Annotated in this window: 7 protein-coding genes; 3 read left to right on the forward strand and 4 right to left on the reverse strand. The window is 51.6% G+C overall.

Annotated elements, in window-relative coordinates:
• Nucleotides 1–17 precede the first annotated feature (17 nt).
• The 4 genes from ACYVGO_RS13375 to ACYVGO_RS13390 all read right to left on the reverse strand — a co-directional run bounded on the left by ACYVGO_RS13375 (nt 18) and on the right by ACYVGO_RS13390 (nt 11,480).
• Complete coding sequence (locus ACYVGO_RS13375) at nt 18–7,130, reverse strand: hypothetical protein (RefSeq protein ID WP_460969684.1); 7,113 nt, start codon at nt 7,128–7,130, stop codon at nt 18–20.
• Nucleotides 7,131–7,489: 359 nt separating this feature from the next.
• Nucleotides 7,490–8,398, reverse strand: a complete 909-nt coding sequence (locus tag ACYVGO_RS13380; protein WP_460969685.1) for a Nif3-like dinuclear metal center hexameric protein — start codon at nt 8,396–8,398, stop codon at nt 7,490–7,492.
• A 243-nt stretch (nt 8,399–8,641) separates the two neighbouring features.
• A complete protein-coding gene (locus ACYVGO_RS13385) occupies nt 8,642–9,988 on the reverse strand; it encodes a Gfo/Idh/MocA family protein (protein ID WP_460969686.1) in 1,347 nt (448 codons plus the stop codon).
• A gap of 223 nt (nt 9,989–10,211) precedes the next feature.
• Nucleotides 10,212–11,480 (reverse strand): hypothetical protein, encoded by a 1,269-nt coding sequence (locus ACYVGO_RS13390; RefSeq protein ID WP_460969687.1) that lies wholly within the window; start codon nt 11,478–11,480, stop codon nt 10,212–10,214.
• Between the two features lie 109 nt (nt 11,481–11,589).
• Between ACYVGO_RS13390 and ACYVGO_RS13395 the strand changes: the two genes are divergently transcribed.
• The 3 genes from ACYVGO_RS13395 (at nt 11,590) to ACYVGO_RS13405 (ending at nt 15,616) form a co-directional block, all read left to right on the forward strand.
• Nucleotides 11,590–12,621, forward strand: coding sequence for a hypothetical protein (locus tag ACYVGO_RS13395; RefSeq protein WP_460969688.1), 1,032 nt, complete (start codon nt 11,590–11,592; stop codon nt 12,619–12,621).
• A 212-nt stretch (nt 12,622–12,833) separates the two neighbouring features.
• A complete protein-coding gene (locus tag ACYVGO_RS13400; protein ID WP_460969689.1) occupies nt 12,834–14,576 on the forward strand; it encodes a serine hydrolase in 1,743 nt (580 codons plus the stop codon).
• Between the two features lie 167 nt (nt 14,577–14,743).
• Nucleotides 14,744–15,616, forward strand: coding sequence for an AraC family transcriptional regulator (locus ACYVGO_RS13405; RefSeq protein WP_460969690.1), 873 nt, complete (start codon nt 14,744–14,746; stop codon nt 15,614–15,616).
• Nucleotides 15,617–15,683: the final 67 nt, after the last annotated feature.

Consider the following 15,683-nt stretch of genomic DNA (forward strand, 5'->3'; position numbering starts at 1 on the left):
TTCATTATCCATTTCAATTAGTTCATAATCAGCACTTTTTGCTTGTAGATTGACTTACCTGCACGGATCACGAGCACGTATATATCCTGCACAAAAGCGGTCAGGCTGATATCGAAGGTGTAGGCCATTTGCCCTTTCGCTTCGGTCTTATAGACCAGAGCCGAATTTAACGAGCGGGTCATGGTCACCTCGACATCACTAATCTGACTCAGATCAATCTGGAGTTTGAACTTGCCGTAGTTGGGGTTCGGATAGACCGTTACCTTACTGAAGTTGATCTGATCCTGATAGCCTAATTGGGGGTCGGTTTGTCCGATATCTTTCCGGTCGAAGATCTGGATGTCGCGCTGTTTGTTGTTCTGACAGTCCTCTTTCATGGCCAGCATCTTAATCGTGTATGTCCCCGGCGTAACCACCACAAAGCCTGCCCGGCTGGCATTTCGTTCGACCAGATACGCTTCCGTGGGGAAGGTCCAATCGACAAAATCGGCGGATGGACTCGATACGTTCAGGGCGTATACGGTATCGCCCACAAAGGCTTGTACGGCCATCAGGAAATCGGCGTTGAGTGCTTTGTTGGAATTAACCAGCTTAAATTGGCCCGTTGTCTGGCACCCCGTTGCGTTCTTGACTGATACGCCATAGAGTCCCGGATCGACAGCCGTAATAACCGATTTGGTACTGATCGGCTGTCCGTTTAGGGACCAGGCTACTTGCTGGCCGGGATTTTTACTATCCAGCGTAACGGTTTGCCCTTTGCAGACCACGGCCGAATCGCCCAGTTGAATCGGCAGCAGTTTATCGGGTATCGGAATCACCACCGGCAGGCGAAGTGCACACCCATTTTGATCCGTAATGGCGACCTCATAGCGACCCGCCGACAGATTCGCGTACCGCAACGAATCCTTGCCGGTAACGGGGGCTGTTGTTCCCGATAACGTACCTGAATAGATACCCACTCCACCCGTCAACTGAATCCCAACAGACCCGTTGGCATCGCCGAAGCAGCGGGGCGTTTGGGTTTGGATCGCTGCCGCCAGCGGCTTGGGCCAGGTCAGTACCACCCGCCGGATGGTATCTTCGCAGCCACGCCGGTCAATGGCTTTCAGGGTGTATTCGGCCTGGGGGAGCCCGTCAAAGCGGCCAACCTTCTGCGAGAGTCGGTTATCCAACCAGTAGGTATAGCCGCTGTTGCCCCCACTAGCCGCTACGTTGATAATCCCGTTCTGATCGCCTGCACAGAGTGGATCGATCCGGTCGGTTAGGCTCAGGCGCATCCTGGCGGGTTCGGTCACGGGTAGCGAGGTCGACTGTCGACAGCCATTCTGGTCCTTGACCCAGAAGGTATACGTGCCCGCTTTCAGGTCACCAAACATAGGATCGGCAAAATAACGTGTGGTATCGATGGCGTACCGATAACCTGACACCCCACCACCAGCCAGGAGCTGAACCCGCCCATTTGTTTCGCCGAAACAACGAACCGTATCAGCGTAGATAGCCTGCAAGGTGACTGCCGTGGGCTGGGGAACCAGTGTTGGCTGAATGAGCTGACAACCGTGGGCGTCAACGACCCGGATCGAATAGGTAGTCGACCGGAGTTTGCCAAACTGCCCACTTGCCTGTAAGCTCGTATCGCCCGGTGCTGTACCGCTAATCGCGTATCGATAGGGCGAGGTTGCCCCCTGACCAACTATCGTAATGGCCCCGGTCTGATCGCCAAAGCAGTCATTGGGTTTGATGGTCGTCTGGACCGATAGGGCCGTGGGTTGTTCAAGCGTCAGTGACACCTGATGGCGGCAGCCGTGACTGTCGGTAAAGGGGAGCGCATAAAAACCTGCGGTTAAGCCAACAAAGGCAAAAACGGGCGATGTGGTCGGATTTCCGGGACCCGTAGTTTGGTAAGGGGACGTGCCACCCTGTAGGCTCACCGTAACTTCACCATTGGCTTCGCCAAAGCAACGAGGTTGCTTGGTCACGAAGCTGGACGTAATGGGCGCTGGCCAGACAAGCCGAATTCGGGAGGCCGTGGTATCCGTACACCCTCGCCGATCGACCACCCGAAAACCGTAACTGGCCTGCGTGAGTCCCGTAAAGGCACCACTCGACTGAGCCAGCCCGTTGTTGGTGGTGTATTGATACCCACCATTGCCCCCACTGGCCAATACCTGGGCTTTCCCGCTCGAATCGCCATAACAGAGCGGGTCCAGCTGGCCGAGTAGCTTGATCTGTAACTTAGTAGGTTCAGTTAGGGTTAGACTGGCTTTGGTACGGCATTGGTGTCCATCCTGAACCCAGAATTGGTAAGTCCCCGCCCGTAATCCACCAAACTGACTATCGCCCGCATAACTCAGGCTGTCGATCGAGTACTTATAACTCGGCGTGCCGCCACCCGCTACCAATTGAACCCGCCCATTGGTTTCGCTGAAACAACGAACTGTATCGGCATAGAGCGGCTGAAGGGTCAATAACGTAGGTTGTTGTAGGGTAGCCGCCTGGGTTGTCACGCAGCCATTCGCGTCCCGAACCCGCACTGAATAGCCACCCGCTCGTAAACTGCCCAGAGTCGTATTGGACACGTAGTTCGTGCCGTCGGTCGAGTAGGTATAGGGGCTGACACCCCCACTGGCCGCTGTAGTTACCGCACCGGTCTGGTCGCCAAAGCAGTCGTTGTCTTTGGTCGTAACGGCCAGATCCAGGTGAGGGGGCTGTGTAATCAACACCCGCATGCTATCTAAACAACCCAGTCGGTTCAGCACCACGATCTTGTGCTGCCCGGCAACCAGACCCCCAAATTGAGGATTGTCCTGAAAACTACCACCATCGATGGCGTAGCGGAACGGCCCTGTGGTAGCTTCGGCAGTAACGGTGAGAACCCCATCGCGGCCCTGCCAGCAACGAACCGCCTGCCGATTGGTCAGTCGAAGACCAGCCCCGTTTTGGGGGAGCACTTCCAGGCTCAGTACGGTTGGGCAGCTGGCCGGAACATCCTCCAAACGGAGGGAGTAAATGCCCGGTGTCAGGTTCGTAAACGAGCGGTTCGTCGCTAACGGACCGTTGTTAAGCGATACCTGATACGAACCGGAACCACCCTGAATGTTGGTCAATTGAAGGTCCGCATTGGGCGTACGGCAATCGCGGGGTGTCAGGGTATAATCGGCTCTGAGGCTATTGGTCAATGTTAAACTAATGGGTTGGGTGTATAAGCAGAGGCTATCGGCAACGGTAATTAAATAGCTCCCACCCGCCAGATTCTCAAACCGGGGATTGCTGGCTAACGAAGTCTGGGTACTGATGCCATAGCTGTAGGGTGGCCGTCCGCCCACAACATTTTCAACAACGAGTTGTCCGGTTGCCTGCTGGCAGGATGCGGGTGGTTGCGCTTGTACGCTAAACCGAATGGCGGAGTTACGGGGGCTGATGGCAACGGTATAGTCGCCTGTGCAACCGGCCCCGTCGCGGGCGGTGATCAGGTAGTTACCCGCGGCCAGGGCTTTAAAAACGCCATTGGCCGTTGGGGATGCTGTAATCGACTTTCCCTGTCGGTCCTGACCGTTCATCGAGAAGATATACGATCCATTTCCCCCAACGGCACTAAGCTGAATTTCGCCCCGTGTGTAGTATTCGCAATCGACATCTACTTTTCGTAGAAGGGACAGTACGATCTCATCGGGCTGCGTCAAGGTCTGACCCGTGAGTTGAGCCGTACAGCCCTGCGCATCTTTGCCCGATAGCAGGTAGGTGCCCGCAGCCAGACTCGTAAACGTGCTGACGGGGCTAAGCGTACCATTGTTAATCGCATATTGGTACGGTGCCGTACCTCCACTTCCCGCTACGCTGAATTGCCCGCCATTGTCCTGGTAACAGGTGAGTGTTTTTCGGTTCGTAACCGCCAGCGTAAAGGGAGCCTGGGGTTGGCCTACCACGATTGACAGACTCGTGACACACCCGTGGGTATCCTGGACACGAGCGGTATAGGCATTTGCCCGAAGGCCTGTAAACTGAGATGAACTCTGATAGGAAGCCGTTGGAAGCGCAAAGCTGTAGCCGGGCGATCCGCCGGTGGCCGTCAGACTCACCGCGCCATCGGCACCATCAAAACAGCGTACATCGCTCCGGGTGCTCACCCCCAACTGGAGTAATGTAGGCTGGGTGACCGACACGGGCGACGTTGTCAGGGTACATCCGTTGGCATCTTTAACCCAGTAACTATAGCTGTTCACCGACAGATTCCCAAAATCCGTCGACGTCTGGTAAGCCGTACCATTCGCCGAATACTGATAGGGCGTGGTGCCGCCAGAGGCTGACACCCGATTTAGGCCCGAACTCCCACCCCAGCAGGCCACCGCCTGAATGACCGAGGCACTGGCGGCTAATGCCGTAGGCTGCGTTACCACAAATGCCTGACTAACCTGGCAGAGATTGTCTTTCAGGTGTAGCGTATAATTGCCAACCGCTAAGCCAGTAAATTGGGTAGCTGGCTGGTAATTGGTTCCATCTACCGAGTACAGCAAGGTGCCCACAGTTGTTGAGCCGGTAGCCGATGCAATGATACTACCGGTCGACTCGCCAAAGCAACCCACGGGCTTTAGGGTAGCAATGCTCAGCAATAGCCGACTCTGGTAACCAATGGTGGCGGGAACTGTTACCTGGCAGTTGTTGGCATCCCGAATTGTTAGCGTATAGGTCCCTTCGGAGAGGCTACCAAAGGTATTTCCCGACCCAAAGGTATTCCCATCCCGGGCGAAACTGTAGGGACTGGTACCACCCGTTGCACTGAGCGAAAGCACCCCATCAGTTCCTCCTGAGCAAGCCACCGCCTGTAGGTTGCTCAGGCCACCCTGCAAAACGGCGGGTTGTCCAATGGTTGCCGACGTAGAGGCCAGACAGCCATTCGCGTCCTTTGCTTGCAGGGTGTAACTTGTTGCCACTAAACCCGTAAACTGCCCCGATGCGCCAAAGCCGGTACCAGTTCGTGCATACGTATACGGCGAGTTTCCACCCGATGCAGCCACGGTCAGCGTGCCGTTGGCACCGCCAAAACAAAGGGCGTCTTTTCGATCCGTCACGGCCAGTTGCAGGGCGGTGGGTTCGTCAAGGGTTAGGATACTCGTTGTTGCTACACAGCCATTGGCATCTTTGACCCAATACTTATAGTTTCCCCGACTTAGTCCCGAAAAATTGGCAGCTGCCTGATACGAACCCCCATCCGCCGAAAACTGATAGGCAGTCACACCACCACTTCCACTTACGGTTACCACGCCATCATTGCCGCCGTAACAATGAATGGTCTGCGTAATGGTCGCTGTAGCACCTAAAACGGGCGGCTGACTTAAGCTGACTGGCAGGGTAACACTACACAAATTATCCTGAGCGGTTAGTGTGTAGGTACCAGCGGTTAAGCCGCTAAACTGAGCGCCTGCCTGCAAGGCTCCAGAATTAATTGAGTACTGCACAGCGCCCACCGACGTACCCGTTGTCATCACGCTAATGGCTCCCGTATTCCCGCCAAAACAGGCAATATTCTGCTTGGACGCGAGACTAAGTACTAACGTGCTTTGCGTAGTAAGGGTCGTACTTAACGAAGCAGTACAGCCACTCACATCTTTTACCGTACATGTGTAGACCCCTGCCGATAAGCCTGTAAAGCTGGCCGATGCTCCATAGGTCGTGCCGTTTCGGCTGTATTGAAACGGGCCTGTTCCGCCCGAAGGGCTCAGAGTAATGGCTCCATCGGTATTACCGCTACAGCTAACATCGGTCTTGCTGGCAACCGTCAGTCCCAATGTAGGAGGCTGGCTCACCGTCACCGTACGAGTAGCGGTACACCCGGAGGCATCGCGCACGCCAACGGTATACGTTGTGGAAGCTAAGCCCGTAAAGGTATTGCTGGCGGAGTACGCCCCCCCATTCAGATTATATTGGAAGGGGGCTTTGCCGCCCGTGGCCGCCAGGCTGATCTGGCCGGTAGGCGAGCCACTGCAACTGGCATTAATAACGGTCGGATTTAGTGTCAGATCATCGGCGATGTTAAGTTGCTGGCGAGTATACAGGACCCCATCGACCAATACCCCTATCCACCCAGCTCCCGCCTGAGTAGGCGAAAACGTGACGGACGACCCATAGGGTAAAACACCTGTATTTGATAGGCTTCCTCCCTGGGCATCAAATACAACAAAGCGTTCCAGTTCATCGACCAGCACATTATCGACATACGCCCGAAAGTAATGCCCGTCATATGTTAGTTTAAAAACCGAGTGACTATAGTCGCCCGTAAAATTTTTCTCGCTCACTCCACTGGTATAGGTGGCTTTCTGAATAGTAAAACCCGTATTTTTGATGTAACGGAAGGTCATAGCCCCAATACTGAGATCAAGATCTCCGTCGATGATGGCCCCATTATGACGATACTCCAGGGTGAGTGGCGTCTGGCCCGAATAGAATTTTTGGGAGGTAAACTTAACAGGCCCATCGTAAGCCAGACTTCCATTGGCCCCAATGGTGTATTTCACAGGCGTTTGTTTGCCGATATTGGTAATGATATGCCCGGCAGCCGTTAATGGGGCTCCATTGATAAGAAACGTACCGATTTGGGTCGTAACGCCATCATGAATAGTAGACGCGAACAGGCCATAGGTATGCAGGCCATGAGCGCCAACAGGAATCGGCTCGCAGCGCCCCACGGCCAATGGTGTACTCAGTCGGCTGTAAGGAGCTGTTTCGTCGCCGGGGGGAATACCATTGCTGGCGTGGCTCTGGCCAACGGGCACCTCTACATAGACGTAATCATCGGTAACGGTTTGCGAAAAGGCCGTACTACCACAATCATCACTGACAGCCAGCACATCACCTGGCTTGAGGGTGCCAAAATTAAATTCAATAAAGCATAGGCCACTGGAAAACCAGAAGACCTGATAAGGCGACAAAGGTTGTCCATTCAAGGTAAAATGAACCTGGCTCTGATTAGTACAGATATGGTTATACGTGTATACCCGCCGATCCGTGTATTTGACCGGGTTCATATACAGTTTATTCTGGGCTTGGGAGGCACTAGCCAGCGCTAGCATGAAGAAGCCGACCAGACAGAGAAAAGAAATGGAAAGGTAACGGCCTGGAGTAGAAGTCAAGGACATAGAGTAGCGTACAAGGGTGGTCGGCAAGAATAAAGATTCTCGTCGGCCATTAGACGCGTACCCAACCTAATAGTAATCGTATGCTACTAATTATTTTTAATCAATACTTTAGTTACAAAAAGTATTGATCTGGCAATAGCCTCAAAATTCCCCATCTACGTCCCGCTTATTTTGCAGGGAATATAGCTGGATTTGATGCCTGATCATGATGTCTACAGGACGTAGATAATAGGGAACGAAGAACAAAAAGCTTCTGTTCAGTAATTGGTTCGGGTTCATTGTAAAGACAATACCCTTCTATGACAGACTTGCCGCTCGTGACAAGCCTGTCATAGAATCACAAACAAGAGAAATACCTATCACTCGTACGTAAATGCATTACCCGATGGAATATACGTAATTTTCAATCCCGGCAGTTTCGGCTTCAGCCAGGGCACGAGCCATTCCATACCGGCAGCTTCACTCATGATGTGGCCCATGATAACCAGCGATACGTTCTGCCCCTGCCGTCTGGCATCCCGAACATATTCCGGCGTTTCCCATTCGCTGGATTCTCCACAGAAAATCACATCTGGTTTTACTTTTTCGATGGCCGCTATCTGACTTCGGCCACCCGCAGCACCCGGCATGAGCAGAACGCGCTGACAACGTTGCGTCACATCGCCAACGACCCGCACCTGTTTGATACCCAGTTTCCCTTTTACATGAATGATGAGTTGCTTCAGCGGGGTATCGGGTAAGGTAATGATATGAGCGTCCTGCGCATCGGCATATTTCTCCCAACCTAAAGCCGTTAACATACCGGTCTGAATGCCGTCGGGGCGGTGCGAATGCCAGTAATCGTGAAACCGCCAGAGGGCAATGCCGTTTTTCGTCAGCAAATCCTGTTTGTGGCGAAAGACGGGGTCATTTTGTATCCAATCGGTCTCATCCAAATGGTTGTAAAACGTTGGCTCGTGGGCAATGATGAAGTTCGCCCCCGCAGCAATCGTTTTTTCAATCACCTCGATGGTCGCAAACATCGTCGATACGATGCCCGTCACGTTCTGCGAGGCATTGCCCGATTTCAATGTATCGACTGTTTTGGGGAAGGGCGCATTCGGGATCGTTTTAAGGATCAAATCCATGACCTGACCAACCGTAATCGACTCCTGATTCGCCCAGAGTTGCTCAGCCTGAATCAGGCCAGGGGTATTGATGAGCATAGTGGTGCCTACCGCTTTGGTGAGGTTCACAACAAATTTTCGTCTTCCTGAAGTGTTTTGCATGTTCTGTATTTATGTACACACGGGCTTTAGCCCGTGAATGATTCGTAAAAACACGGGCTAATTGATTTGAAGGAATTAACCGCCGTTTTGCTAGTCTTCAAAACCCCCAACCCCCTGAAGGGGGCTTAGTTCGTTGGGGAGAAAAGCCCCCTTCAGGGGGTTGGGGGTTTGAAAGCCCAAAAAGGACAAGTTTTATGTAGGCGGTTATTTAATGCAAATCAATAAGCCCGTGGGTACAATTTCTCAAACTACTGGTAAGCTCCACGGGCTGCGGTAATGCGCTTTCACCAACTCATTGGCTTTCGGATCGCTGGTGACCGTGCTTTTGGCATCGTCCCAATATAACTTTTGGCCCAATCGATGCGCCATATTCCCCAATTGAGCATTCACCGCTACGTTTCGCCCTACCTCAACGGGGCAGTTCGTTTGCTGGCGACTTCGGATACATTCAACGAAATTCAGCGTATGTCGGTCGAGGTCTTTGCCATCACCGTATTGCGTTGGCATGGCGGGCGTCAGGTATTTTCCGCCTTCAACTTCGGGCAGTACTTCCCACTTGCTCCGATCAATGACCACGGTGCCCAGGGTACCAATAAACGCCACGCCATGATCGCGGTCGTAGGGGCCGCGACCAATACCAATGGCGTGATCCCACGACAGGGTGAAATTCCCATAGTCGTAGAGCACCTGCATGGTATCGGGGGTTTCGCCATCCTGATCCGGGTAAGCAAATCGACCACCCATCGACATAACCGACTTGGGCGTGGATACTTTCATGCCCCATAAGCCAATATCAACCATATGAGCTCCCCAGTCGGTCATGAGGCCACCGGCGTAATCCCAAAAATACCGAAATGTACCGTGGAATCGATTCCGATTGAAGGGCCGTTTTGGCGCGGGGCCGAGCCACATATCGTAGTCGACGCCTTCGGGAACGGGGCTGTTAGCAACCACCGGAAACGTTTTGCCATAGGGCATATAGGCCCAGGTTTTCACGGTTCGAATGGTACCAATCTTGCCCGACTGCACATAATCGAGGGCGGCTTTCCAATGCAAACCGCTCCGCTGCCATTGGCCTACCTGGGTGATTCGCTTGTGCTTGCGGGCGGCTGCTATCATTAAATCGCACTCTTCAATGCTATTGGCCAATGGCTTTTCGACATACACATCTTTCCCCGCCTGACAGGCATATACCGTAGGCAAACAGTGCCAGTGATCGGGCGTTCCGACGATTACGGCATCGATATCTTTATTCTCCAGTAGCTGGCGGAAATCCGAATAGAGCGTCGCTTTCTGCCCCGACGCCATCACCGAAGGCAGTTTTGCCAGATCGGCCGCGCGTTTGTTGAGCACATTCTGATCAACATCGCACAAGGCGATACAACGCACGCCCGGATTCTTGAGCATCGACGTCAGATCGGCCCAGCCCATGCTGTTACAGCCAATCAAACCAACCGATACGGTATCGGCAGCGGAAAACAAACGAGGTTGTGAAGCCGCCATTACTTCATTTGGGAGCAACGTAGTCAAGCCCGCGCTGGCCGCTAACTGGGTAGAATTCTGGAGAAATTGTCGACGTGATTTATTCATCTGAAAAGGTCTTGAGCGTCAGGATTTAGGAAACGTAATTAAAAGGCCGCGAGCCCTTATTTCTTTGGTTTTGCCTGGGCCTTTTCTGTTTTCAGCTTCCCACTTGTAGAGACTATTGGGATCTTTTTTTGTCATTCCGACCTTAGGAGGAATCTCAAGCTTCTGTATTAGTCAAGCTTAAGATTCCTCCTAAGGTCGGAATGACAAAAAAGCAGTTTCCTTATCAAAAAGCATGAAACACCTCTTTACCACTCGCTTGCAGATTAACCCTCCTCACAGCCCCCGTACCCCGAAAACCGTAGGCAATTCCTACGATAGATACCTTCTTTTTGGGAAGAGCCGCTTCGTAGGCCAATTCACCGTTAACGTAATAGTGGAGTTGTTGCCCGTCGCTTTTGCAGGATACGTGTACCCATTTTGCAAAATCAACCCCAAGCCGGGATAAATCGGTCTTTTTACCCGAAACCATCCGCGTACCATCGAGTAGTGTCAGTTCCGATACACAGCCTTTGGTTGAAAGGGGTATCGTAACAGGCATGTCGTCCGTTATCAGTTCGATCCAGGTTTGCTGGCAGGCAGCGGCACCCTCGCCATACTCGTTTTTCACCTCACAGCTAAACGCGAAACCGGTCAGGGGAACGGGGTCGAAATTACCGACATTGAAGTATTTCACCAGCGGGACTTCAGGCTGTAAAGCCACGTTTTTCTGCTGGATTGTTGCAACAGGCAACTGCATCCTGGCTGATTCGATAAACTCAGACCGCTTCAGATAAACGGGTACGGGTTTCGTGGCAATCGTACCAAGCCAGCCATCGGTCGGAATCAGTAGAGGATGCTCCTGAACGATCTGCTTACCAACAAGCAACTTCGCCCGATAATACCCCGGTTCATAATAAATGGATGTGTACGTTTTGCCGTCTTTATCCACCAACGTTCGTAAGCGCGGGTTCCACGATTGTTGAATAGACACCGAATCGGTAGGCGACGCCGACGCATCATAAGTAAAAATAACCGAGTTGGGAAGGCCTCGAACTAGCGGTTTGCTGCTAAACCTGTATTGGCTTACATCCAGTTGGGCTGACTTTTGGTCGAACGCAACAAGTCCGATCAGGCCAATTACGACAACAAGGCCCGCCATCCAGCTAAGCGTTACCCAATTGATGGTTGATTTGGCTGGTTTTACAGGCAGATGTTCAACAGATTCTGGTGGCAAATCGGCCACCAACTGTGCCTTAAGAAATGTTCGCCAATCGGCATAACCCGCAAATTGAGCCAGTGTATTCAGTGTCGTAGTGCTGGGCAAATGCTGGTAGTCGACCCGCCCCCAGATTCGCCGTAGCGTACTGGCGCTCAATGAAACGCCGGTCTCGTCCAGAATCCGTTGCTGAAGGTTCTCAAAATCGACACTTGTCCAGGATTCGCTCGCTCCCCAGTCGAGTTTTCGTTCAATAAGCTGCTTGCATCGGAGCAAATCGGTCGAATCGGAAACCATTGTAAATCAATGTGATAAAACTTGAAAAATCTTGACAGGCACTTGACTTGCAGGGTAGTAAGCGGTGATAGTAGGTTTATGAACGAATCGTTAAATTCAGATAAACAACATGAGCAAGTTACTCTTTTTAAGCATTAGTTTATGGGTAAGTTTCCTTCTGCCCGCAAGCGCCCAAACCCTGTATGTCGATGCCACACGAGGTAAAGATGAAGCCAACGGCACCGCTACTGATCCAATTGCCAGTTTAGACAAAGCCGTAGCCCTGGCCCGCGACTTTACAGGAACAGAGTCCGTAACGATTAAAATCTACCCCGGCCTGTACGTGCTTCGGCAGGTGCTGGAAATCAAAACCCGTAGTTCATCGGCAGATACAGTCCGGTATAGTCTGGAAGCCGTTACGATGCCCGACGATCCCGATTGGCAACCTACGAAAATGCCTGTTATTCAATCGGTGTCGGCCGACAATTCCACTAAGCAGTTTGCGCATGCAATCGGGTTTCTGGTTGCCAAAAACAACGTGAGTTTTAAGGGGCTAAAGTTTGTCGGAAATGCCAATCCTGCCGTACGTTATTACTATCCCATTACGCGGGAAGACGAAACCTTACGGGGGCTCAGCGTAAGCCAGTGTTATTTCATCGGCGAGAAGAATTCTTCGCCTATTCAGGGCGCGATTTGGGCACACGGTGGCGGAACCCATGTCGATCACACTATTTTTTATGGGTGTAAAAATGCGCTCCTGCTTTTCAAGTCGATTACCGATTTCGCGCTGACCAACTCGATTATTTCCGGGTCTTACGAAGCTGCGGTGTGGTTCGGTCCATACGAATCCGACTTCCTGTTTCGCAACAACGTTGTTACCAATTGCGAATACGTCTGGCTCAGGGCCCCGGATACAACGCCTAAGTACACGTTCAGCAATTCGGTCATCGCGGGGAATGCTCATTACATGGGCTTTTACGGTTCCAAAGGCGCTATTGAGGCCAATGAAACGAACCAGATCGAGCAGGGAGTCAAAAAAACGGGCACGATTCTGTTGAGCGAGGTAAAAACCAACGGGTTGCCACCAGATTACCTAAATCTACTGCCTCAATCGGCGGGCTACGATCTGAAAGCGGGCATTTTTAAAACCCGAAAACAGTAAGCCTTTACCTAACCTGCTACGAAACGGTACAGGCCATTTTTAATTCGATTCGGCAGGAGTGTTTTTTTCTGACAGGATTAACAGGACAAAACAGGATTATAAAGCCTAAAATCCTGTTTTGTCCTGTTAATCCTGTCGAAAAAACCTTATCAGGCAACGAAAGCCGTTTTTTACGCATCTTTAGGTTGACTATTCCCCTCACTGTCATGCCTATGCGTCAATTACTCCAGTCCATCGCCTTGCTTTCTCTGCTGTTCCTCGCTTCTGAAGGCCGTGCCGACGATCTCGATGAGTTCATTAAGAAGCAAATGCAAAAACGGCACGTACCCGGTCTGTCCATCGCCATCATTCAGGACGGCAAAATCGTGAAGGCCAAAGGGTATGGCACCATTGACAAGAACAGTACTACCCCTATTACGGCATCTACCCTGTTTCAGGCCGGTTCCATTAGTAAGTCGGTGGCGGCTGCCGGGGCTTTATACATGACCGAAAAAGGCAAGTTGGCGCTCGATGAGGATGTAAACGTCAAATTAAAGACCTGGAAAGTCCCGGAGAATGAACTCACGAAGGATAAGAAAGTGACCCTGCGGGGATTACTCAGCCACACAACGGGGCTAACCGTACACGGTTTCCCTGGTTACGAGGTAGGCAAACCCATTCCATCAGTGGTACAGATTCTCGATGGCACCCCTCCTGCCAACACACCTGCGGTTCGGGTGGATTTTGTACCGGGTACCCGCTGGCGTTATTCGGGTGGTGGCTACACAGTCATGCAGCAACTCATGCTCGACGTGACAGGCAAACCCTTTCCAGAGTTTATGCAGGAAACGGTATTGGGGCCGATGAACATGAACGAGAGCACCTACCAGCAACCTCTTCCGGCCGATAAAGCCAAACTCACGGCGACGGGCCATTACGGCGACCGGAGTCTCGTAAAAGGACGCTGGCATATTTACCCCGAAATGGCAGCCGCCGGACTGTGGACAACACCTTCCGATCTGGCCCGATTTGCCATTGGCATTCAAAATGCGTTCGCAGGAAAAACTGGTTCTGTATTGTCGAAGCAAATGATTCAGCAAATGCTGACCGACCAAAAGGACAAGGATGGCTTGGGCGTTTTTCTGGAGGGAGACGGCCCAACGATGCGTTTCGGACACAACGGGCGGGATGAAGGGTTCGATGCCTTGCTTACGGCTGGCGCTGAAACAGGTCAGGGTGTAGCGATCATGATCAATGCCAACGACAACTCCCGGATGATGGGCCATATTGTAGATGAAGTAGCCAGGCAATACCATTGGGCGGGTTATAAGTCATCGTCTCCTGCCAAACGCATAGCGGTTCCTGTCACGGCAAAAACCCTCACGGCTTATGAAGGACGCTACGAACTTTACAACAACCGGATGATCACCTTTATAGCCACCAAAGATCGGCTGTTCACGCTGACCGATGGGTTTGAGGATGAAGAATTCGTGCCCGAAACAGCAACGCGTTTTGTCTCAGCGGATCGGGATGCCTACGTCACATTCAGCCCTAACGCCAGGGGTGAGGTGACGGAATTGGTGTGGAAAAATGGCACAGAAGAACGGAAGATACCCCGTATTGGCCCACTCTTCAACGCGCCAAAATCGGCACCAGATCCCGACCCCGCGCGTACAAAAAAAATCGAAGTTGCGTTGATGGCACTGGCCAAAGGGGGTAAAGCGGTGGAAGAAGCGCCGGGCATTACGCCGGGTGCCCGAAAGGACTTCATGCAGGGTGCCGGTGTACTCTCTGACCTCAAATCCATGACATTTATCAGCGCCGAAAATGTGAAAGGGCGCGGCATTGAACGACACGAGGGTAAGGTTGATCAGATTTTGAACTACAAAATCATGACCAATAACACGCCCCATTACATGATCGTCCACCTAACTTCTGATGGGTTGGTTACGGATTATGATGTGGTAGAGAAGTAGGGGTTTGGCAGGTTCAACCGTCTACAACAATTGGAACAAACGAGCCATTCTTGTGGTGTCAGATGCTTACATCTGACACAGCGAGGTTTCTTAAAACCTTGTCAAGAACTACGGATGAGGTTTTAAGAAACCTCGCTGTGTCGGTTTTGAGAAACCGACACCACGTCATGCCGTTTTATAAAAAGAATAATGCGTCAATGGAGAAGCCAGTAAACGGATGTCAGCATCGGATGACGGAGATTTTCGATAATATTCGAAAACTCTATCAATTCGCGACGCCCTGTCCTGAACTGACTGAGTATATCGAGTTTTTCTCAGAATCATCGGCAGAGGAAACCTACCAATATGCGGGCGAGAATCGGTTTGCCATCAAGATGTTTCCGAGTTGGACGCCCACCTGCTATATAAATTTAGGACAGCCCTATCAACTATCTGTTGGTACAACCCAATACCAGATTCAACAGAGTACGGACGTGCTCATTTTGCGAAACAACATCGTTGAGCGGCATAATTTACCCACGGATCATATTTTCACCATCAAGTTTTTTCCGGGCGGACTGGAAGCGGTACTAGGTGTAAATCAGGCCCAATTTTCGGATCAGGTGGTGAAATTAGAGAACGTGTTGCCATCGATCCTGATTCAGCAGGTAAAGCAATTGGCTGATTTTGGGGAACGTGTCGAGTTGCTCCAGAATTTCTTCTTAAGCCGATACAAAAAGAAGAATGTCAGCGCTTATTACATCAATGTCGTACAGAAAGCCATTGGCATCTACAGTGCTAACAATCCTGACTTTACGAGCAGCCAACTGGCAAATGAGCTGTATACGACCAACAAAACGATATACCGTTACTTTACAAGGGTGATTGGCACCACTCCCAAACAATACTTCTCGACGGTTCGGGCCAGAGTGGCCTTATCGGCCCACGTCGCTAATAAAAAACTCTTCTCACCCTATGACTATGGCTATTACGATATGAGCCATTTTTATAAAGACGTTATCCGTTTCACAGGAAAGAAATTAATCGAGAGCGTTGGCTGAAGATGAAATTGTTTACCCCTAAATTCCCTGAAGGGCAGGGCTGTTAAGTTCTATCGTCTTTACCCCC

It is taken from the genome of Spirosoma migulaei, assembly GCF_054776855.1.